23 protein-coding genes and 1 tRNA gene are annotated in these 19,803 nt (G+C 39.2%); 14 read left to right on the top strand and 10 right to left on the bottom strand.

All coding sequences use genetic code 11. The annotated features are described in order from the left end of the window. Positions 1-124: 124 nt before the first annotated feature. Entirely contained in the window at positions 125-952 is an 828-nt protein-coding gene (locus ACX27_RS26375) for a HEAT repeat domain-containing protein (protein WP_062296805.1), read from the bottom strand. A 63-nt stretch (positions 953-1,015) separates the two neighbouring features. On the opposite strand from ACX27_RS26375, the gene ACX27_RS26370 reads away from it, so the two are divergent. Continuing rightward, a complete protein-coding gene (locus ACX27_RS26370) occupies positions 1,016-1,372 on the top strand; it encodes a DUF433 domain-containing protein (protein WP_062296803.1) in 357 nt (118 codons plus the stop codon). Next, complete coding sequence (locus ACX27_RS26365; RefSeq protein ID WP_062296801.1) at positions 1,366-1,719, top strand: DUF5615 family PIN-like protein; 354 nt, start codon at positions 1,366-1,368, stop codon at positions 1,717-1,719. The genes ACX27_RS26370 and ACX27_RS26365 overlap by 7 nt, the downstream gene beginning before the upstream one ends. A gap of 22 nt (positions 1,720-1,741) precedes the next feature. Here ACX27_RS26365 and ACX27_RS26360 read toward each other — a convergent pair whose 3' ends face one another. Both ACX27_RS26360 and clpP read right to left on the bottom strand, forming a co-directional pair. Next, positions 1,742-3,241 carry a tetratricopeptide repeat protein gene (locus ACX27_RS26360; RefSeq protein WP_062296800.1) on the bottom strand — a complete coding sequence of 500 codons (1,500 nt, stop codon included), beginning with the start codon at positions 3,239-3,241 and terminating at the stop codon, positions 1,742-1,744. Positions 3,242-3,799: 558 nt separating this feature from the next. Further along, complete coding sequence (gene clpP, locus ACX27_RS26355; RefSeq protein ID WP_062296798.1) at positions 3,800-4,405, bottom strand: ATP-dependent Clp endopeptidase proteolytic subunit ClpP; 606 nt, start codon at positions 4,403-4,405, stop codon at positions 3,800-3,802. A 376-nt stretch (positions 4,406-4,781) separates the two neighbouring features. On the opposite strand from clpP, the gene ACX27_RS33060 reads away from it, so the two are divergent. From ACX27_RS33060 to ACX27_RS32600, 8 genes are all read left to right on the top strand, one after another. Next, the gene (locus tag ACX27_RS33060; protein WP_200929874.1) at positions 4,782-4,937 is read left to right on the top strand and encodes a hypothetical protein; all 156 of its coding nucleotides are present in this window, start codon (positions 4,782-4,784) and stop codon (positions 4,935-4,937) included. 186 nt (positions 4,938-5,123) lie between these two features. Continuing rightward, positions 5,124-7,205, top strand: coding sequence for a thioredoxin domain-containing protein (locus tag ACX27_RS26350; protein ID WP_062296796.1), 2,082 nt, complete (start codon positions 5,124-5,126; stop codon positions 7,203-7,205). 59 nt (positions 7,206-7,264) lie between these two features. Beyond that, positions 7,265-7,489 (top strand): hypothetical protein, encoded by a 225-nt coding sequence (locus ACX27_RS26345; RefSeq protein ID WP_062296794.1) that lies wholly within the window; start codon positions 7,265-7,267, stop codon positions 7,487-7,489. Between the two features lie 286 nt (positions 7,490-7,775). Further along, positions 7,776-8,378 (top strand): molybdenum cofactor guanylyltransferase, encoded by a 603-nt coding sequence (locus ACX27_RS26340; RefSeq protein ID WP_062296792.1) that lies wholly within the window; start codon positions 7,776-7,778, stop codon positions 8,376-8,378. A 278-nt stretch (positions 8,379-8,656) separates the two neighbouring features. After that, positions 8,657-9,574 (top strand): ABC transporter substrate-binding protein, encoded by a 918-nt coding sequence (locus ACX27_RS26335; RefSeq protein WP_062296790.1) that lies wholly within the window; start codon positions 8,657-8,659, stop codon positions 9,572-9,574. A 1-nt stretch (position 9,575) separates the two neighbouring features. Next, positions 9,576-9,755 (top strand): SMI1/KNR4 family protein, encoded by a 180-nt coding sequence (locus ACX27_RS26330; protein ID WP_062296788.1) that lies wholly within the window; start codon positions 9,576-9,578, stop codon positions 9,753-9,755. 6 nt (positions 9,756-9,761) lie between these two features. Then, positions 9,762-10,010 carry an SMI1/KNR4 family protein gene (locus ACX27_RS26325; protein WP_083468846.1) on the top strand — a complete coding sequence of 83 codons (249 nt, stop codon included), beginning with the start codon at positions 9,762-9,764 and terminating at the stop codon, positions 10,008-10,010. A gap of 36 nt (positions 10,011-10,046) precedes the next feature. Beyond that, a complete protein-coding gene (locus tag ACX27_RS32600; protein ID WP_235526386.1) occupies positions 10,047-10,214 on the top strand; it encodes a hypothetical protein in 168 nt (55 codons plus the stop codon). Positions 10,215-10,332: 118 nt separating this feature from the next. On the opposite strand, the gene ACX27_RS26320 is transcribed toward ACX27_RS32600, so the two are convergent. The 4 genes from ACX27_RS26320 to ACX27_RS26305 all read right to left on the bottom strand — a co-directional run bounded on the left by ACX27_RS26320 (position 10,333) and on the right by ACX27_RS26305 (position 14,342). Continuing rightward, entirely contained in the window at positions 10,333-11,280 is a 948-nt protein-coding gene (locus ACX27_RS26320; RefSeq protein WP_062298595.1) for an FTR1 family iron permease, read from the bottom strand. Positions 11,281-11,419: 139 nt separating this feature from the next. Then, positions 11,420-11,854, bottom strand: coding sequence for a ferritin-like domain-containing protein (locus ACX27_RS26315; protein WP_062296784.1), 435 nt, complete (start codon positions 11,852-11,854; stop codon positions 11,420-11,422). Positions 11,855-12,084: 230 nt separating this feature from the next. Continuing rightward, positions 12,085-13,125: a ComEA family DNA-binding protein gene (locus ACX27_RS26310; protein WP_062296782.1), complete on the bottom strand. Its 1,041-nt coding sequence runs from the start codon at positions 13,123-13,125 to the stop codon at positions 12,085-12,087. 191 nt (positions 13,126-13,316) lie between these two features. Next, on the bottom strand, positions 13,317-14,342 hold the full coding sequence (locus tag ACX27_RS26305) for a multicopper oxidase domain-containing protein (RefSeq protein ID WP_062298593.1): 1,026 nt from the start codon (positions 14,340-14,342) through the stop codon (positions 13,317-13,319). Between the two features lie 333 nt (positions 14,343-14,675). Between ACX27_RS26305 and ACX27_RS26300 the strand changes: the two genes are divergently transcribed. Beyond that, positions 14,676-14,969: a DUF2288 domain-containing protein gene (locus ACX27_RS26300; protein ID WP_062296780.1), complete on the top strand. Its 294-nt coding sequence runs from the start codon at positions 14,676-14,678 to the stop codon at positions 14,967-14,969. Between the two features lie 56 nt (positions 14,970-15,025). On the opposite strand, the gene ACX27_RS26295 is transcribed toward ACX27_RS26300, so the two are convergent. The 3 genes from ACX27_RS26295 to ACX27_RS26285 form a co-directional block, all read right to left on the bottom strand. Beyond that, positions 15,026-15,580 (bottom strand): YdcF family protein, encoded by a 555-nt coding sequence (locus ACX27_RS26295; protein ID WP_062296778.1) that lies wholly within the window; start codon positions 15,578-15,580, stop codon positions 15,026-15,028. A gap of 279 nt (positions 15,581-15,859) precedes the next feature. Further along, positions 15,860-15,933 (bottom strand) — tRNA-Arg (locus ACX27_RS26290). Positions 15,934-15,965: 32 nt separating this feature from the next. Beyond that, complete coding sequence (locus ACX27_RS26285; RefSeq protein ID WP_062296776.1) at positions 15,966-17,051, bottom strand: tocopherol cyclase family protein; 1,086 nt, start codon at positions 17,049-17,051, stop codon at positions 15,966-15,968. Positions 17,052-17,173: 122 nt separating this feature from the next. Between ACX27_RS26285 and ACX27_RS32595 the strand changes: the two genes are divergently transcribed. The 3 genes from ACX27_RS32595 to fba all read left to right on the top strand — a co-directional run bounded on the left by ACX27_RS32595 (position 17,174) and on the right by fba (position 19,713). Continuing rightward, positions 17,174-17,335, top strand: coding sequence for a hypothetical protein (locus ACX27_RS32595; protein ID WP_158507423.1), 162 nt, complete (start codon positions 17,174-17,176; stop codon positions 17,333-17,335). A gap of 180 nt (positions 17,336-17,515) precedes the next feature. After that, positions 17,516-18,187 (top strand): hypothetical protein, encoded by a 672-nt coding sequence (locus tag ACX27_RS26275; protein ID WP_062296772.1) that lies wholly within the window; start codon positions 17,516-17,518, stop codon positions 18,185-18,187. 446 nt (positions 18,188-18,633) lie between these two features. Next, a complete protein-coding gene (fba, locus tag ACX27_RS26270; protein ID WP_062296770.1) occupies positions 18,634-19,713 on the top strand; it encodes a class II fructose-bisphosphate aldolase in 1,080 nt (359 codons plus the stop codon). Positions 19,714-19,803 lie beyond the last annotated feature (90 nt).

Raw genomic sequence — 19,803 nt, 5'->3', positions numbered from 1 at the left:
AGACGCGCAAGCGGCTTGCCGTAGCTACCGCCAAGGCGCAGAGAGCGCAAAGGAGGGGAGGTTATTACTAAAATAACAAAGGTAATTTTAACGAACTTTAGGAAAAATAGTATTATTCTCAGAATTATAATTGTTGAGTTTTGTTATCGATAAATGTTTCTAACTCTTGCATAGTATATGTAGAGAGATTGTTAGCAACCATATAATGAGAGAATTGTAGCGATACTCTGAAAAATGTCAAACATGGTTCTAACTTTTTCAAATCTTTTCTCTGTTTTTTATAATCTGATTTAGCCATATTTTCTTGTAGTTTACGATGATTTAATGCTAATAATTGATATTCGTATTCTGCCTCTGCTTTTATAAGTGGATTTGAGTCATTTCGCAATTTCTCAGAAAAATTGTATTTCATGGAAAAAGTTCCATCCTCTTCACTTTGTGAATGGTATATAAATTCTCCTAGTAAGTTGATAACAGCCCAGCGAGTTGTGTAATATTGGCTGTTTATCATACTTTCAAGTATATCCAACCGATTTTCTACACCAAGCCAGAATAATTCTCCTAGTAGTCTCGGTAATAAAATTGGGTCACTTTCACGATATTCATAGAAAGCTTGCACTAAAATAGGGATACTATCATAGCTGCATATTTTTCCTAGTGTATAAATTACTTGTTTGCGGATGAAGTGGTTTTCTGCAAAAATAAGACGTTCTAACTCAGGAATAATCACAGGTTTTAATTGTGTTTCCCAAGGTATTTTACAAGTCTCATTACGAGAGCAAATTAAGACAAAATCTCTAATAAAAAGACCAGCATAACTCATAATCTCATCATCATCATCTTGAAGGATTTTGATAAGAGTCTCAGCCGCGCCAGGAGTTGTTACCACCTCAGCCATATAGTCTGAGTCTTCTAAATGGGAGAGATATTGAATAATTTTAGTTTCTAGCATATCTGACTACAATACCTTATAAGTCTGTAAGATGATGTTAGGGTTAATTAAGGCAAATGCACTATGCAATTAGAAGATTACTTTGAATTTCAACGTCCTGATGATATTCGCCTCAAAGGTACAAGAGTTGGAATTGAAACTATCCTCTACGAGTATATCCATCGCAGTCGGACTCCAGAGGAAATTGCCGAAATTTACACATCATTAACACTGGAACAGGTTTACGCGACTATTTTGTATTACCTACATAACAAAGAAGCGGTAAGTTCTTACCTCACTAATTGGTTGGAATGGAGTCACAAATCAAGAGAAGAACAGCGACGTAATCCCCCACCTGTTGTAGCCAAGCTAATAAAATTAAAAGCGGAAAGAGAGGCTATGAAGAAAGTAGAAGAAAATGATTTTTTAAATATCTGCTAGATGAAAACGTTGCTCCTCTTTATCAGGTTCAACTAAGGCGATACAACCGTGATTTAGTTGTTTGGGTTGTGGGAGATCCTGGCACTCCGCCTAAAGGTACATTAGATCCAGAAATATTATGCTGGTGTGAAGAACACGACTTTAGTTTAGTTACAAATAATCGTAAATCTATGCCTGTACATCTAGCTGATCACATAGCACAAGGTCGTAATGTTCCAGGTATTTTTATTTTGAATGAAAAATTCACTATTGGTCAGAATATTGAGGAATTAATTCTAATAGCTGAAGCATCTTTTGATAACGAATATCAAAACCAAATTATTCACTTACCACTAGTTTCAGGTTAGTTGCGCTGATGAAAAATGTGAATTACTTATCTTTTTGTAACATTTTAATTTTTTGTTGTGTATTGTTATAATTATCTTGCTCTCCTTGTTCTTGAAATCGTTTTTCAGCTTTTTTAAAATCTATAAGTGCTGCTTTTTTATTACCTAATTGGACGTTGACTAAGCCCCGATGATAATAAGCTAAACCATAGCTAGAATTAAGTGCGATCGCTCTATTAAAATCCAGTATTGCGCTTTGATATTCGTTCACTTTCACCCGCGCTAAACCCCGTCCATAGTAAGCGTAGTGGTTTTGAGAGTTAAGTTTAATTGCTTTTGTGTAGTCTGCGATCGCTTCTTTGTATTTACCCAACCCAAATAAAGCAAATCCTCGGTCATAATAAGCATTAGCATCTTGAGGATTCAGTGCAATTGCTTGAGTCGAATCTGCTTTGGCTTTTTCATAATCTCCCAAGCGAGAAAACGCATCACTCCGATGGTTATAAGCAAGTGAATTCTGGGGATTGATTTCCAGAGTTTGAGTTAAATTATCTACAGATTCTTGATAGTTCCCTTGCTCATATTCACTGACACCTTCTTGATAAAGCAACTGCTCACTATTAACTGGTGTTAACCAGTGGCTAAACCAGCTGATAAACATAGCAGCCAACAAACTAGCAATTCCGAAGATGATAAATTTGAATTTTTGAATCTGTAATGCTTGTGGTTGATATTGTTGATTTTTTAATTCTTGCAAGTCATTGATCACTTCCGTGACAGACTGGTAACGTTTCTGGTAGTCAAACCTGACCATTTGATTGATAATGCGTGTAAATTCTCGGCTAACTTTTATAGTTCGATCACGCCAGATAATTTCGCCTGTTAGTAAGTTTTTTTGACTTTGTAATCTTGATACTTCTTCGTAAGATAAGCCCATAATTGCAGCGATCGCAATCATTCCCAAAGCATAAATATCACTATTATATTGTGGTAGTCCTTGTAACTGCTCTAAAGGTATATATTCGAGATTACTAACTGTAGTAGTCACCATTTCCTTCAGAGAGCCAAAGTCAACTAACACTAATTTATTATCTGAGTGTCGGCGAATAATATTTTCTGGCTGAATATCTTGGTGAATGATATTATGACGATGTATAAACAGTAAAATATCTAATATTTCTAATAACAAGTTAATAACTTGGTCTTCTCTAAGCGGAAACCCTACTAAAATTTCTTCGGCTAATTGATGACCATCAATTAATTCTTGAACTAGATAAAACTCTTCATTAGATTCAAAATAATCAATTATTTTCTGGATTCTGTCGTTTTCCTGTGCTAATTGCTTCAATATCTTAGCTTCCTGGAAAAAAGACTTTCGCAACCAAGCTAAATTTTGCAGATGATGAGTTTCTGGGCGTAGTTGCTGAAGAATAAATAACTGATTAGGAATTTGAATATCTTCAACTAGATAGATATTTACCGACTCCTCTATGTACAATAATTGCAGGATACGGTAACGTGTACCCAGAATTTGCTCATCCATATATAAACTTTTATACGAAGTTAAGTAATTATATACTGGTATTATTACTAGTATAATTTTTGTGGGGATCAATAGTTACAAAAAATATACAAAGACGCAGAAGATTTTTAATTCATCTCAATTAATTTTCAGAACTGGCATAAAGCAGTATAGCTAAAACTTTGACATTCCACCATTCTCAATAACTTTAGACCGATAACGTTTCTGGATGAAAATGCGATCTATCAATCAAGACTTTGTATACAAAGTCTTGGATTGATAGGGTACAGCTTCAGATTAAATTGGGATGAGCAAAGTTTTAGTACAGGTCGGCGGAAAGAAAGATACCATTTCAAGTTAGTTAAAAGCTTAGAATACAAGCTTTTTGACTTTTGACTTTTGACTTTTGCCTTGTTGTACTAGTCTTGATTGTCAACTAGTCGATGCGATCGCTACTCATCATATCTTGTCTTTGGGAGCATTAGATAATCTAAGGCTCCCATAACCCCAGGAGTTTACTTATTTAAAAGTAAAAATTTCCAGGTGTTGATGAGAGCTTTAATCGTCAATTACAAATAATTAAACCACAGCCATCGGACGGCTACCCGCCGCGTGACGGTCAATTACTTGGTCAATCAAACCGTATTCTTTAGCTTCGTCGGGTGACATGAAAAAGTCGCGTTCGGTGTCTTCTGCAATGCGCTCAATTGGCTGACCTGTGTGGTCGGCGAGAAAGTCGTTGAGTCGCTTTTTGTGATACAAAATTTCCCGCGCTTGAATTTCAATGTCGGTGGCTTGGCCTTGTGCGCCGCCTAAAGGTTGGTGAATCATAATGCGGGAATGGGGTAGACTCATCCGCTTACCTTTAGCTCCAGCACTCAGAAGAAAAGCTCCCATACTTGCCGCTAATCCGGTACAAATGGTACAGACATCTGGGCGGATATGCTTCATAGTGTCAAAAATACCCATACCAGCAGTTACCGAACCGCCAGGGGAATTAATGTACATATAAATGTCTTTTTCCGGGTCTTCTGCATCCAAGAACAGCATTTGGGCAACTATTAAGTTAGCTAAGTTGCTGTCAATCTGTTGTCCCAAGAAGATGATTCGCTCACGCAACAGTCGTGAGTAGATATCAAAGGCGCGTTCGCCCCGACCCGATTGTTCAATAACGATAGGAATCATGCAGCGTTCCTGTAGCTAATTTACATCTATTTTATCGATGACAACCTGCTAATGGCTGTCGTCATCCGCCAGAGAGCTAATTTTCTCTTCTATCTGGCAGATGTAAATCATAACTCAGGCACTTTTTATAGGGGAAAGCGTCTAGAAATGTGACTCGGTTCGTGCCAGAGAGGAGCAATGACAAAACATAGCTGCGATCGCTCTGACAATGAAACTGTCATATAACTAGCTATAAATTTGGATTTTGTCAAGGTTTGTTTACCAAAAATCAGGGCAAATGTCCAGAGAATCCCGGCAAATTACGAAATTTATGAGTACGGGGTGTATTTAGAAAAAGGATTTTAATTGCAGTGCTATCACTTGAGGGAGACCTGCCATGCTCGAAAAACTTGTGCAAGCCGCCATCATTACTTTCTTGCTCCATCTGATAGCAGGAATTAATTACAATACCAAAATTCAAGCAAGCGTTAAACCACCTGCACCAGAAGCATCAACAACTATCATCAGCTTTCTGTGGCGCTCTTTGCCCTAGTACAACAAGGCAAAAGAAAAAAAATGTTTGTTTGATTAGCTGTTCGACTCTTCTCACAAGCTTTACTAACCTGACTGTTGAAAACCTGTGGTGTAAGTTTTGTTTTTTTATGTAAGGAGTAGTTCTACTCTCGCTTTCAGAATGTAGACTGGGCAAAGAAGGCATCTATCCTCACACAACAAGATCATGACTAATCGCCTTGCCCAAGCCAAGAGTCTCTACCTGCGTAAACACGCCGAAAATCCGATTGATTGGTGGCCTTGGTGTGATGAAGCTCTCGCCACTGCTAAGGCAGAAAATAAACCTATCTTTCTTTCCATTGGTTACTCTAGTTGCCACTGGTGTACTGTGATGGAAGGTGAGGCTTTTTCTGATGCTGCGATCGCTGATTACATGAATGCCAATTTTCTGCCTATCAAGGTAGACAGAGAAGAACGCCCAGACATCGACAGCATTTATATGCAGGCTTTACAGATGATGACTGGTCAAGGTGGTTGGCCTTTAAATGCCTTTCTCTCACCGGAAGATTTGGTTCCTTTTTACGCTGGGACTTATTTTCCGGTAGATCCCCGCTACGGTCGTCCTGGTTTTTTACAGGTGTTGCAAGCTCTCCGGCGCTACTACGACACCGAAAAAGAAGATTTACGCCAACGCAAAGCGGTAATTTTAGACTCGCTCCTCACCTCTGCGGTCTTGCAAAATGATGATCCCCAGTCAGTTGCAGAAAATGAATTACTGGGCAAAGGTTGGGAAACTAGCACGGGGATCATTACTGCTAATCAATACGGCAACAGTTTCCCAATGATGCCTTATGCCGAATTAGCATTGAGGGGAAATCGCTTTAATTTGCCGTCTCGCTATGATGGTCAGCAAATTTGTACTCAGCGCGGACTAGATTTAGCTCTAGGTGGGATTTATGATCATGTGGGTGGTGGCTTTCATCGCTACACGGTTGATCCCACCTGGACAGTCCCTCACTTTGAAAAGATGCTTTATGACAATGGGCAAATTGTCGAGTATCTAGCAAATCTATGGAGTGCAGGTATTCAAGAACCAGCTTTTGCTAGGGCTGTGGCTGGTACTGTACAATGGCTGCAACGCGAAATGATTGCCCCAGAAGGCTATTTTTACGCGGCTCAAGATGCTGATAGTTTCATTAGTGCTGATGCAGTTGAGCCAGAAGAAGGGGCTTTTTATGTATGGAGTTACAGCGAACTCGAACAGTTGTTAACACCAGAAGAACTAACCCAATTACAACAAGAGTTTACAGTTAGTTCTCAAGGTAATTTTGAAGGGTTGAATGTATTGCAAAGACGCAATGCTGGGGAATTGAGTCCAGAAATAGAAACGGCATTAGCGAAATTATTTACAGATCGTTATGGTGATACACCAGAATCATTAAAAATTTTCCCGCCAGCCCGGAATAATCAAGAAGCCAAAACCCATAATTGGCCGGGGCGTATTCCCTCGGTTACGGATACAAAAATGATTGTGGCTTGGAATAGCTTGATGATTTCTGGGTTAGCTAGAGCAAGTGGGGTATTTCAACAACCTTTATATTTGGAATTAGCCGCACAAGCCGCTAACTTTATCCTAGAAAATCAATTTGTAGATGGACGTTTCCACCGATTGAATTATCAAGGTGAAGCGACAGTGTTAGCGCAGTCTGAAGACTACGCCTTTTTTATTAAAGCGTTATTAGACTTACACCAAGCTTATTTTACCGAGAACTCAGCACTTAGCACTCAGTACTCTAATTGGTTGGAAAAAGCGATCGCTATCCAAGAAGAATTCGACGAATTTCTCTGGAGTGTAGAACTAGGGGGATATTTTAATACATCTAGCGATGCCAGTCAGGAATTAATTGTGCGCGAACGCAGCTATGCTGATAATGCTACACCTTCAGCTAACGGAGTGGCGATCGCAAATCTTGTCAGGTTATCTCTACTCACCGATAATCTGCATTATCTCGATTTAGCCGAGCAAGGTTTAAAAGCTTTCCGAAGCATCATGGCTAGTCATCCTCAAGCTTGCCCCAGTTTATTCACTGCTTTGGATTGGTATCGTAACTCTACCCTAATTCGCAGCACCAGCGAGCAAATCCAATCTCTCATTCCTCAATATTTGCCAGTAGCCGCGTTTTCTGTAGTATCTAACCTCCCAGAAGCAAGTATTGCCTTAGTTTGCCAAGGTTTAAAATGTCTTGCACCAGCCACCAGCGTTGAGCAAATGTTACAGCAAGTGCAGCAAAGTCAATTGAGAGGATGATTCCTTTTTAGGAAGCAGAAAACTGAGAAAGTCTATTTACTAAATCAAGCAAAATAGCTATGAAAACCGAACAAGAAAGAAAAGCAATAATTGAATCCATCAATGTGTTGTTAAACCAAGCTTATGACAATGTGTTAGATGAAATACTCACGTATTTACAAAGAATAGATGATATGGAAGATGAGGAAGATTTACAAGCTATAAAGGAAGCTAGAGAAGATAGACGCATCAATGGTACTGTTTCTTGGAATGAATATCAAGGATATAACAAAGAAACTGCTTAATGTATCAAGTTGAATTAACCAAGGGTGCTATAAAACAACTAAATAAGTAGTCGTACAAAATTAAATTCATTCGTGGAGGTAGGGAACAGGGAACGGGGAACAGGAAAAGAATGTGTGTAACTAATTCTGTGTGATTACTTAAACTACCCAATAATATTAAAGAACGCATCGATGCCAAAATTCTAGACTATTTATAAAGACGAAACTTGATAAATAAGAATATCTCAGGGCTAGTGACGACATCAGGGTAAAGGTGGAGAAAAGAACACAAAAGAACAAATGACTAATGACTAATAACTCAGCACTCAGCACTCAGCACTCAGCACTCACAGCCATTGTATTGGCTGGCGGTAAAAGTTCGCGTATGGGACAGGATAAAGCTTTGCTGTGTGTTGACGGCGTACCTTTGTTACAGCGAGTTTGTCATATTGCGGCGGCTTGTGCTGAGACTGTTTATATTGTCACGCCTTGGCCAGAACGCTATCAAAATTTAACTTTACCTCGTTGTGAGTTTATTTTAGAAGCGACTGTAAATCAGGGGCCGTTGGTGGGGTTTGCACAAGGACTAGCACAGGTACAAACTGATTGGGTGCTGTTACTTGCTTGCGATTTACCAAAGTTGCAGGTTGAAGTATTGCAAGGATGGATAGCTGAACTTGATAATGTAGGTGAAGATGCGATCGCAGCTTTGGCGCATCATACGAAAGGCTGGGAACCTCTGTGTGGTTTTTATCGCCGTCGATGTTTACCGCAACTACTAGATTTTATCAACCAAGGCGGGCGATCGTTTCAGCAGTGGCTTCAGCAATCTTCGGTACAGGTTTTAGCTTTGCCTGATACTAAGATGTTACTTAACTGTAATACTCCTGAAGATTGGGCTTCACTATAGTAAAAACAACATTTCAGACAGCTATTAAGCTTGTATTTATAAATCTTTCTCACAAGTAAAAAGTTTTACAATAAATTTTTTACAAAAACAAACAAATGTTATTTAATTAACAATAGTTCGACAAAATACTAATGTATAGTATGTAAAGCTTTTCTCAATAAACCTTGTATACTTAGTGGCGAGGTAGCATAGCTATAAATTCTTGGGGGAATTTTTACTATGTCTACACTCGCCATTTTTGTCAGTAAATCTCATAGTTACCATAGGTTTATTGTTATATGTATAATCGTTTGATATTATCAGCATTAGCAATTTTAATAAGTATATTTTTAATGGCCTGTAGCACTGCTACAACTCAACAGCCACAACCACAAACACCTGCTATTACAGCAAGCTCTAATAATCAAAAAATAGCCAAAAGAGTAGTTAGTCTTTCATCCCTAGCGACAGATATTATTTATCAACTCGATAAAACCAAACTAGTTGGTATCGCTGGAAATTCATTATTTAAAAATGAGCCTGGTTTTAAAGATATTCCTCGCGTTAGTGAAGGTCAAACTCCTCCTAGTTTAGAAAAAATTGTAGCTCTCAAACCAGACTTAGTTATTGGCATCGAAGGTTTTTCTACCCAAGTAATTCAAAAATTGCAAGAATTAAAAATTCCAACTTTACTGACTCAACTCAAAACATGGGATTCCTTAGAAAATCTGACTCAGAAACTTGGTGATTTGATTGGTGCAAACCCTGAACCTTTATTAACTCGCTACAAAAGTTTTTTACCAGAAAAACAAGAACAAAATATTTCTACTTTGGTGTTAGTGAGTAATCAACCAATTCTCACACCAAATAAAAGCAGTTGGGCGGGAAGCTTGTTAGAAAAGTTCCAACTCAAGAATGTCGCCGCCGAATTGCAAGGTAAAAGTCCTTTTGGTGGTTATGTCACTTTATCAGCAGAGAAAGTTTTAGATGTTAATCCAGACACAATAATTGTCATCAACCCTCCCCAAGCAACATCAAATAAAGAGATTCTGGAATCTTTTAGTAAAGAAGCGTTTTGGCAAAAACTCAAAGCAACGCAAAATAACCGAGTTTATATTTTTGACTATTATGGATTGGTCAATCCAGGTAGTATTAATGCAATTGAGAAAACTTGTCAGCAGCTTAAAAAAAGATTTATTTGCAGCAACTTAATCTAAAATGGATAATCTAGTTAGTACATACTGGTTAAGCTATCGAGAAAAGATTAACAATAGGTTTCCCGAATATTACAAGTATCTCAACCCACCAGCAAGTGAAGATGAAATTTTACATTTGCAAACGGTACTTGGTTATGAAATTCCAGTAGAGATGAAGGATTTATATCGACTAAACAATTGAGAGTCCATAGAAGGGTGGGGCATTTTTTATGGTTTGCAATTTCTCTCGTTGTCTGAAGTGGAGCGAAATTGGTTATGTTGGAAGGAAATCATTGAAGATGGTTTAGAAGATTTCAATGATTTCTGCACATCTTATCCAGAAGGAGTTATTCAAAGTGTCTATGCACATGAAAAATGGATACCTCTGATGCACGATGGGGGAGGAAATCACATCGGTATTGATTTAGCACCTGATGTTAATGGATGTGTTGGGTAAATTATCAACTTTGGCAGAGATGAAGATGAAAAGTATGTGTTGGCTCCTAATTTGGGAGAATTATTAAAACTGCTAGATACAAAATTGGCAGAAAATCTTCAAGTAACTACTGAAGTGGATGATGATGGAATAGAGATGTTTGCACTTGATAACACACATTTATCAGATGCTTTAAAAGCGATTGTTAAAAGTAGGTATCTGTAGCAAATATTTTTTATGGCAGTTCTTAATATTAGTGGGGTATACCAAAAAAGAATTAACCACAAATAAATAGTAGGGTGGGCATAGTTATGCCCACCCTAAAATAGATTTACTTATGAGTTTATTTTTGGAAAAGAGAAACACTTTTATTAGGTTTTGGAGTTTCACCACCTAAACTGCGGAAATATAACCCGCCAACAGTTAGCAAGAATAAAACATATCCCACTGCTTGCACAATATATAGATGTTCTCTATAACCAAATAAAGATTTCAGAATAATGCCGGGGAATTGGTCATCAGGCAAAATATTAGAAGTATTCCAAACTATCGGCCCTAAAATGCAAGAGTGGACTTTAGTAAAGTGTTCATAGTAAAAACACAGGCTTTCGGAAGCGCGGCTGCTGAGGGCTAAGTTACCAAAGGCATCGTCAAAATGTTTTAATGCAGAAACTACTAAGCCTGCAACAATCAACACTAATAAAACGCCCATGACTTGAAAAAATTGGCGGATGTTGATTTTAACACCTAATTTAAATAACAATACGCCAATTGTGGCTGCTACTAATAAACCACCAAGAGCGCCAATTGTGGGAATTAAACCTTGCTGAAAGTTAGCCGCAATGAACAACACGGTTTCAAAACCTTCGCGGACTACGGCGATTAAAATTAAACTAAAAACTCCCCAACCAGCATTACCATTTTGTGTGAGTGCTTCTGTGACAGCGCCTTCTACTTGGGCTTTCATAAATCTGGCTTGTTTCGTCATCCAGATTAACATCCAACTGAGCATTGCGATCGCCAGCACACTAAACACACCTTCTAGTCCCGGTTCAACGACAGATGTGTATTGTGGATTAATTTGACCTAATGCTTTAATCACAACGCTAAACAGCACACCTATCAAGGCGCTGACAGCAATACCAACAGCGACACCAGCATACACCCAAGAATTAAGTCGAGATTGTTTGGCTTTTTTCAATAAAGCCAACACTATCCCCACAACTAAGGCGGCTTCTACTCCCTCTCGGAGTGTAATTACAAAAGTAGGTAAAGCAGTACTAAAATTCATTTTTTGTCCTTTGTCGTTTGTCATTTGTCATTAGTCACTAGTCACAAGCCATGACAAATGACTGATGACCCTCCGGGTGAGTCAGTTGCTCATGGGGAAACCCCCAAGACCTCACTGACTCACTAATGACTAATAACTATTAGCTAAAATCTCGCAGCATTTTTTTCAATTCGAGATTGTGTAGTTCTTCTTGTCCAATCATGCCACGGGCGAATTCTTCTAAATAGACACTAGCATTACTGACAGTATCTAAAAGATTTTTGTACAATTCCAATGCTTTCTTTTCATGAGATAAGCTTTCTGCCAAAATGTCTTTGACGGAATGCTTATAAGTTTCTTCCATTGGGGCAATTCTCAAGGTGGGATGGCCATCTAAACCTGTGAGAATTTCTCCGACTTGTTGAGCATGAAGTAAAGATTCACTTGCTTGAGCTTTAAAAAAAGCCACAATGGGAAGACGGTTAGGGCCAGTCACCATCAAGGAATAATGTGTGTAGCGTACTACTCCTGCTAACTCAAATTCCATTATGGTGTTGAGGAGTTCTATAGTCTTTGCTTGGTCAAGTTCTTGCATCAGTTGTTAAGTTCAGCAATATACAAATGGAGCCTGACGAGTCATTAATTAGGAATGAAACACTTGCGTCAGAATTCAAAATCAACCATTAACACAGAATTTATACTGAATTATGGCTATTGACTCTTGCATTCTCTTATAATCGCACTTTTACATTCCATCTCTAATTATTTGCTCATGGCTCACTTATTTTAAACGTTTGACTCTCTACTTTTTTGTTAGTTTAGAGTCTATCGTTGTGCCTGTGTACTTGATTTATCAATGATTTTTTGAGAATTCTGCTCAATGGTTTTGATTAACTGAGTCACTTCCACGGGTGTTTTCACTGGTTTAGCAGGAGGAACGGCGCTAGGCCAGACTTTTACTAGGTCACTGAAACTAGCTTCTATTGCTTTGTTTGTATCGGGACTGCTTTGCGCTACTTGGCTAGAAATGGCTTTATATAAGTCATCGGCATAAACTACAAAGCCACGAGAGTCTTGATATTCAATGGCTGCGGCTATTTTACCATCAGCGATCGCTGCTCCATATTCAGAGTTAGCTGCATCTAACAAACCATTAATTACCTGAAGCACAAATTCTGGTTTGTTGCGTTGTGCTTCTGGTAAAGCTGCGATCGCACCATCTACAGACTGCACAGAAGCAGTAAAATCAGTTTTAACTTTGGCATTTTTGGGATTTGATTTGACTAAATCCTGCAAACTCACCAAAGTTGACTTGAATTCTTTAACTTTGCGTTCATTCAACTGATCTTCTACATCCACATAGATTTCCTCAACTGGGTGTCCAATATGAGGTTCGGCTTGTTTTGGCAGGTTTTTGTCTAATAATTCTTGGGCTACTAACAGGTGTCCTTTCATTAAGCCTAACTTGGTCATGTAATCAACATCTTTGGCTTCACCTGTTAAGACAACTTCCTGAACAGTTACTTGGTCTTTAATTTGATCAAACTGTTCTTGCGTAATGACTTTTTTAGTCACTAAATCTTCTGGACTCGCATAAGGACGACTAGCCTGAATTTTATTTGATAAAGCTGGTACACCTAATTTTGCTTCAAATTTATCTAATTCTGACAATATTGCCGTATTTATATTAATTTTTGCTTTGCCACCATGACCACCGTGAGTTGTAGCTTCTGTGACTTGGGCTGTTGATGGTGAAGTAGCTGCTGGTGCAGAGGGATTTTCTGCGGTTGGGGTGTTGTTACAAGCACTCAGGCTGACAATTGCAGCAGTAGCAATAGTTAAACAAAAGTATTTAAATTTTTTCATGTTTTTAACAGCTTGTATGACTCAGTGTCGTAGATTTTGCTATGCTCATTTTCCAGCTAATGCAATACTTTAGCAACTACTGATTAAATTTTTGTATGTATTTTAATGTTTTTTTCAAAATAATTGAGATATAAAGCTATTAACATTACTGTTTATGGTTGATTTGACGTAAACTTACTCGCTGAATATAGTTAAGAAGTTTGGCGAGAAGTTTGCGAAGAATTATCAGCAATTACTTCAAATTGACCCATACAACCATTTTCTGCGATCGCATCTTGATGCGGATGGAACATATACTTACCTGGATAGCGGAAAGCAAATTCTAAAATGTGTCTTTCTGCAACACCCATTGTAATTACATCAGTCTTTTCAGCGGGAGTCATGGTCATTCCAGTGCGGTACACATCAAAGAAGTTGGCGTGTAAGTGAAAAGTCACCGCCGGATCATATTCAATGATGTTAAGAACATACAAACGAATCAATTGATTTTGATAAATTGGGATGGGATTATCCATGAAGTGATGTGGTAATCCGTTAAAAGCATAATATTCATTGTGGCTGTCATCATTGACATCATACCCAGCCATGACTAACACCATCTCATCCGCCGGAGGGCGCGGTGTGGGAGGATCAATAATAAACATCCCATACAAACCCTTGGCAATATGACGGGTAACTGGTTCAATATGGCAATGATATAAATGAACCCCATAAGGTTCTGCATCAAACTCATAAATTGCCGCACTACCATTACTGACTGGACGAATACCATCCATCTCTGCGGGATGAACACCATGAAAATGTAGAGAGTGAGAATGTCCTGCCTTATTGAGAAATAGTATCCGCACACGTTCGCCTTGCTTCGCCCGTAACGTCGGCCCTGGAATACGACCGTTTAAATCCCAAACGTTATAGGAAACAGCACTATTAAGCTGAATTACAGAAGTCCCCGCAGTTAGTTGGAATTCTCTGACAGTCCGTCCCTTTTCCTGCTTAACTACGCCATAATCGAAATTTCGTAGCATTTGCATAGGATTAACAGCTTGGTTTGTTGCTGCTATTTCCAAAGGCGGAACTTTGACTATCGATTTGCTTTGTGCATTCAGATTATGCCAAAACGCCGCAGTACCAGCAAATCCAGCACCGCATATTCCCAGTTTCAGCAGTTGACGACGGCTGAATAGTTGCTCTTTACCCAGAACGAAGTTGTTGGGCATCACCTTAAAATCAAAAAAAATGGCACAAAAAAAAGTTGCAAAATATTTGCAACTAATTTTTTCAATAGTATAAGAAGTAAGAATAACTGTCAATAATTGACGATTATGTATTTACATCTATCTTTGGTTATAAATCTCAGTTAAAGGCATGAATTTTGTCTGTCTAAATGATTTATAAACATCTATCTCCCTTGTCTACCTTGTCTCTCAAGTCTCTTATTCATATCTCAAATAGGATGGCTATATATCCCTTGTCCTGTGTATTTATTCCCTAGACCCTAGCCCCTAACCTGTCATGTAAAATCAAATGTATACAAAGATGAACGTGCAATCATGTCAGATTTAAGAGCAGAGTTAACAGAAGGTTTAGATGAAGCGGAATGGGATTGGTTAATTCCCCATGTGCAGCGTGATGCAGTGATTTTGGTAGCACAAGGGCTAAATTTGTTAGATGTAGGAGAAGCGATCGCTAATGACAACACTCAATCTGTGCAACAGTGGATTGATGAGCAATTAATTACTAAACCTTCCGTAGACCAAGTGGGAAGATGGAATGGCGATCGTCAAAAACGCTTTAATACTCTAATTGTACAGCCCTTTGTACTAGTACAAGAAATGGCTGCATAGGCAAGTAACAAAGTAAAAAGTAAAAAGTAAAAAATTGATTTTTGCTATTTTACTTTTTATCTTCTGCTCTCAATTCTGGATTTAACACTTTTTTTGCCGTCATTTGCACCAGTATAACCAGTTGCTACCCACATTAAAGCTCTAGCTCCATCACGGATAGATTTTTCTATCGGTTCTGGTGGCGATTTTGAAGGAACAGATATCGGCTGAAAGTCAATTCCTCTGCTCCCTAAGACAATCTCACCAATAACCGAAGCACGACGCATGTGGAAATCTGATGTAATCAAATAAACTCTTTTTATCCCGTGGACTTTCAAATCATCTACTAAGCTGGTAAAATTAGTAACTGTATCTACCGCTTCATAATCCAGGTGTAATCGCTTAGGATCAACACCAGCCCTGACAAACACACTGCGAGTTGTTCTAGGTGGACTTCCACCCGTAATCCAAATAGGTAACTTTGGATGCTTACGCACAAAATCCGCAGTAAATTTCTCTCTTTCTAATTTTCTGGTTGAACCACCCAATACTAAGACTGCTTGAGGTGGCTGGGATTGTTTTTTAACTTCTTTGTAACCGAACCAAATTAATATCGGTAAGACAAGAAGCATAAACCGAAAAGATTTACCTGTAAACAAAAAATTGTTCTTCAAGGCTCTATGATTTCGTGTGACTAAGACGTATTACTCTCTGAATAAGCTAAAAATATAAGTTAGACTAGCAGATTTTTAGCAAATTTACCCTGTTTTGTCCAAGGAATTTGCTGTTTTTCCAGACTGATTTGGATATAAAATCCATCAGCAGGTACTTAAGAGTTAAATTCACATAAATTCGGAATATTCCGTAAAAACTACTGACTAAATTTGTTAAAGTTTACTTTGATACAAAGACGGGACTGGTGCGTCTCGAACGCACGACCTAGCGCTTAGGAGGCGCTCGCTCTATCCAACTGAGCTACAGCCCCAACTACGAAGCATAAATATAATAGCAGTAGTTTCAGCTAGAGTGCCACGAACTGTCCCAAGAACCGCCACCTATTTCTAAACCACACAGAGAACTCTGTGACTTTAGGATACTTTGAGATTTTTTGTCACTGATTTTTCGCAACTCCAAATTCAGATTTCCTTGCATGGTATCTCGACAACAGTACATTAAACCATTTGTTGTCGGCGCACGTAGGGGTGTACCTAGTAGATGCGTAGTTCCTGTCAACTCAACCTCGTAGTTTAAATTTCTAGCTTGCATTTGCCATCTACCCCAAGGTTGAATTTGCCACTGCACTTGGGAGTTCCAAGGGACAAATTCATAAAATTTGCCTTGATAATGCACTCCTATCATGGCAACGGATTCCATCCACCATAAGACACCGCGTCTACCACCACCAGCAGTTAATGCTAAGTTAGGTTCGCCATCAAAGCAATTACAATTTACCCAAAACCATTTTTGGGGAAACGCCCCGCCCCAGTTTTTCTCACCATAGGCTGGCGCGTTGCTAAATTCATAAATTTTGCCATTCCAGTCTATCCAACCACTAGCCAAACCATGTGCCATTAAAATTTGCCAGCCAGGTTCAAAAATCTGTAAAAATGACAGCCAGCCAGCAGTTGATTGCTGAAAGGTATTTTGATTTCCCCAACCATATATCGGCTGAATTTCGTAAAACCAACGACAATAAAAACCCGTTGCAGGATCGCGAATGATTCCCTGGTTGATTTTAGCTGTGACTTGATAACCTTCTTGAATATGTTGTTCAAATTCTGTGGGTAAAAGGTATAGGGGTTGAGTGTTGAGGTTTGTTTTTCCCCAATGTCCTAAAGCTAAAACATCTCGACTAGCCCAAAATTTTTGTACATCTGGAAAAGTCCGGCATAAATACTCATCATTAGGGCCAAGGACTTGAGCTGCACCACCACTGTAAGGTTTACCACCACTGGGATCTTCTATGGAGTACATAAAGGCAAAGGTTTGTCCGCAGTTTGGTAAGGTTACACGATAATACCAGCCTTCAAAAAAACGGCGATCGCTACCATCCCAATGGTAGCCGCTATGGGGTGTCTGATATTTTGTCAGCCCGGAAAACATCTATTTAATGTGTGTGATAATTGACTATTTTTTAGTATGCGCGATCGCCTGTCAGCAAGCTTGACCATTTTGAGTATGACTTAAAAAATTAATGGTTTGGAGCAGGGTGAAGGGGTGTAAGGGTGGAATTTTTCAAAACTCTCATAACTTCACACCGTTCGGCTGACGCTCACGGCGAAGCCCTTACACCCATTCTTAACCGACAATCTTTGTGCGTCAGTCCTGTTGAGGTAACAGCTAATAACCGCATATATCTCCCCCATACTCATTCTTTTGGCAGATGATAAACTCCCGACTCTAGATAGAACCATCTATGCAATTACAGAATGTATGCTGAATATAACTAAAAGCCAAGTAAAAAAAAGAACAACTTTTTTAGTTTTCTTTGCAGATTATTACGGCAATTACTTTTTTAGCAAGGGTTTAGCTTTGTCTGTACATATTTTAGGAGCGTAATTAATATTATGACAAATTCAGGCGATCGTGAAACTTATAACAGCGAAACTAGACAACAGTCTTATACCGATAATTACGGTAACACTCACACCAACGTAACCCGCACCAGTGAAAGTGTTAACAACAATGCCAGTTCTTACAGAAATGGTTACGCCAACGGTCGAGAAATTGAGCGTAATTACCAACAAGCTAATTTAGCCGCCCGTGATAATGAAAATGCCTCTCGTGGTTTGCTATTAGGAATTTTGCTCACATCTTTAGCTGGCTTAATTGTTGGTGCATTCTGGTACTTTAATCAGCCCAGAGAAACAGTAATTAACGAAACTCAACCAGTCGTAACCCCTTCACCTAAGAGTGAGCTTCAATCCCCTCAACCACAACAAACCACAATTATTGAAAGAACCAGAGAAGTACCTGTTGTAGTTCCTCAACAGCAAGTGCCACCAGTAAATATACCTTCTCAACCAGACATTAATATCACCGTTCCATCTCAACAGCCATCCAATTCAGAAACACAAACCACTCCTCGCCAAAATAGTACTAACAATTCTGGGGATAGTAGTCAAACTAATACATCTAAAACTGTCGTACCTCAAAGCTCAGATCAACCCAACGGCAAATCAGATACCAATTCTTCTACTACTGATAATGTTGGTACTGAGAAGAGTCAGTCTAGATAAATATCCCCTCAGACTATAAGTTTGGGGCTAAATAAACAAAGCCTGCCTATCGCGCTGGCGCTGTGCTTGGCGCACCACGCAGGCTAAATATTGGAAAAAAACACTTCAACAAATTCAGTGGCAGCCTACGCGCACTATCTTAAAATCCGCACAGGCGGGTTTAGTTTGTATAGCCCCAGACTTCAGTCTGAGGGCTATGTGCTGTTAGGACTAATGCGCCTTTTGGAATCGCCAACTACTAAATCTCCTAAATGTAACGTAGCATACTTGACAGCCGTACAAGTCAAGCATGAGGCATCTTGATGAGAGATGACGTAAACTTTTTCAACATAAACACCAGACTCTAGTTATAATTTCCTATAAGTTGAAAAAACTCTTAAGAATTAGCGTAACTAATACGCTGCTCTCACACCGACTAGCTGACAACCACATTAGGAGGACTATCTATGGCGCTTGTACCATTGCGGCTGCTCTTGGATCACGCAGCTGAGAACGGTTACGGCATCCCAGCTTTCAACGTTAACAATTTGGAGCAGATTCAGGCAATCCTGAAGGCTGCTGCCGAAACAGATAGCCCCGTAATTTTGCAAGCTTCCCGTGGCGCTCGTAACTATGCAGGTGAAAACTTCCTGCGCCACCTGATTTTGGCTGCTGTAGAGACCTATCCTCACATTCCCATTGTGATGCACCAAGATCATGGTAATGCTCCTTCTACCTGCTACTCAGCTATCAAGAACAACTTCACTAGCGTGATGATGGACGGTTCTTTAGAAGCTGATGCTAAAACCCCTGCCAGCTTCGAGTACAACGTTAATGTTACCCGCGAAGTTGTAAATGTAGCTCATGCTTTGGGCGTAAGTGTAGAAGGTGAACTCGGTTGCTTGGGTTCTCTGGAAACCGGTGCGGGTGAAGCTGAAGATGGACACGGTTTTGAAGGTACTCTTGACCATTCTCAATTGCTAACTGACCCCGATGAAGCTGTTAGCTTTGTAGAAGCAACCCAAGTAGATGCTTTGGCTGTAGCTATCGGTACTAGCCACGGTGCTTACAAGTTTACCCGCAAACCAACTGGCGAAATTTTGGCTATCAGCCGCATTGAAGAAATTCACCGTCGTCTACCTAACACCCACTTGGTAATGCACGGTTCTTCTTCTGTACCTGAAGATTTAATTGCTTTGATTAACGAGTACGGCGGTGCTATTCCTGAAACCTACGGCGTACCTGTAGAAGAAATTCAAAAAGGTATCAAGAGTGGTGTTCGGAAAGTGAACATCGACACCGACAACCGTTTGGCTATCACCGCAGCTGTGCGCGAAGCTTTATCAAAAAATCCCAAGGAATTTGACCCCCGTCACTTCCTCAAGCCTTCTATTACATATATGCAGAAGGTTTGTGCTGAACGCTATGTACAGTTTGGTACTGCTGGTAACGCAAGCAAGATTAAACAAGTTTCTCTGGAAGAGTTTGCTGCTAAATATGCTAAAGGTGAATTAAACGCTGTCACCAAGGCTGCTGCTAAAGTTTAATTTAGCTAAAAATTTATAGGGGACACTTTTGTGTTTCCTTAAACTGAGGGTTTTAATATTAAAAATAAACCGGGAAACATAACAGTTTCT

The organism is Nostoc piscinale CENA21, from assembly GCF_001298445.1.
GTDB classification, from domain to species: domain Bacteria; phylum Cyanobacteriota; class Cyanobacteriia; order Cyanobacteriales; family Nostocaceae; genus Nostoc_B; species Nostoc_B piscinale_A.
The sequence above is the reverse complement of the archived record's forward strand: the minus strand, read 5'-3'. Positions and strand labels throughout refer to the sequence as shown.

What these genes read in the sequence shown, in the direction of transcription:
- ACX27_RS26375 (WP_062296805.1), bottom strand. Translation starts at nt 952, where the DNA reads ATGCTAGAAACTAAAATTATTCAATATCTCTCCCATTTAGAAGACTCA.
- ACX27_RS26370 (WP_062296803.1), top strand. Translation starts at nt 1,016, where the DNA reads ATGCAATTAGAAGATTACTTTGAATTTCAACGTCCTGATGATATTCGC.
- ACX27_RS26360 (WP_062296800.1), bottom strand. Translation starts at nt 3,241, where the DNA reads ATGGATGAGCAAATTCTGGGTACACGTTACCGTATCCTGCAATTATTG.
- clpP (WP_062296798.1), bottom strand. Translation starts at nt 4,405, where the DNA reads ATGATTCCTATCGTTATTGAACAATCGGGTCGGGGCGAACGCGCCTTT.
- ACX27_RS33060 (WP_200929874.1), top strand. Translation starts at nt 4,782, where the DNA reads ATGCTCGAAAAACTTGTGCAAGCCGCCATCATTACTTTCTTGCTCCAT.
- ACX27_RS26350 (WP_062296796.1), top strand. Translation starts at nt 5,124, where the DNA reads ATGACTAATCGCCTTGCCCAAGCCAAGAGTCTCTACCTGCGTAAACAC.
- ACX27_RS26345 (WP_062296794.1), top strand. Translation starts at nt 7,265, where the DNA reads ATGAAAACCGAACAAGAAAGAAAAGCAATAATTGAATCCATCAATGTG.
- ACX27_RS26340 (WP_062296792.1), top strand. Translation starts at nt 7,776, where the DNA reads ATGACTAATAACTCAGCACTCAGCACTCAGCACTCAGCACTCACAGCC.
- ACX27_RS26335 (WP_062296790.1), top strand. Translation starts at nt 8,657, where the DNA reads ATGTATAATCGTTTGATATTATCAGCATTAGCAATTTTAATAAGTATA.
- ACX27_RS26330 (WP_062296788.1), top strand. Translation starts at nt 9,576, where the DNA reads ATGGATAATCTAGTTAGTACATACTGGTTAAGCTATCGAGAAAAGATT.
- ACX27_RS26320 (WP_062298595.1), bottom strand. Translation starts at nt 11,280, where the DNA reads ATGAATTTTAGTACTGCTTTACCTACTTTTGTAATTACACTCCGAGAG.
- ACX27_RS26315 (WP_062296784.1), bottom strand. Translation starts at nt 11,854, where the DNA reads ATGCAAGAACTTGACCAAGCAAAGACTATAGAACTCCTCAACACCATA.
- ACX27_RS26310 (WP_062296782.1), bottom strand. Translation starts at nt 13,125, where the DNA reads ATGAAAAAATTTAAATACTTTTGTTTAACTATTGCTACTGCTGCAATT.
- ACX27_RS26305 (WP_062298593.1), bottom strand. Translation starts at nt 14,342, where the DNA reads ATGCCCAACAACTTCGTTCTGGGTAAAGAGCAACTATTCAGCCGTCGT.
- ACX27_RS26300 (WP_062296780.1), top strand. Translation starts at nt 14,676, where the DNA reads ATGTCAGATTTAAGAGCAGAGTTAACAGAAGGTTTAGATGAAGCGGAA.
- ACX27_RS26295 (WP_062296778.1), bottom strand. Translation starts at nt 15,580, where the DNA reads ATGCTTCTTGTCTTACCGATATTAATTTGGTTCGGTTACAAAGAAGTT.
- ACX27_RS26285 (WP_062296776.1), bottom strand. Translation starts at nt 17,051, where the DNA reads ATGTTTTCCGGGCTGACAAAATATCAGACACCCCATAGCGGCTACCAT.
- ACX27_RS26275 (WP_062296772.1), top strand. Translation starts at nt 17,516, where the DNA reads ATGACAAATTCAGGCGATCGTGAAACTTATAACAGCGAAACTAGACAA.
- fba (WP_062296770.1), top strand. Translation starts at nt 18,634, where the DNA reads ATGGCGCTTGTACCATTGCGGCTGCTCTTGGATCACGCAGCTGAGAAC.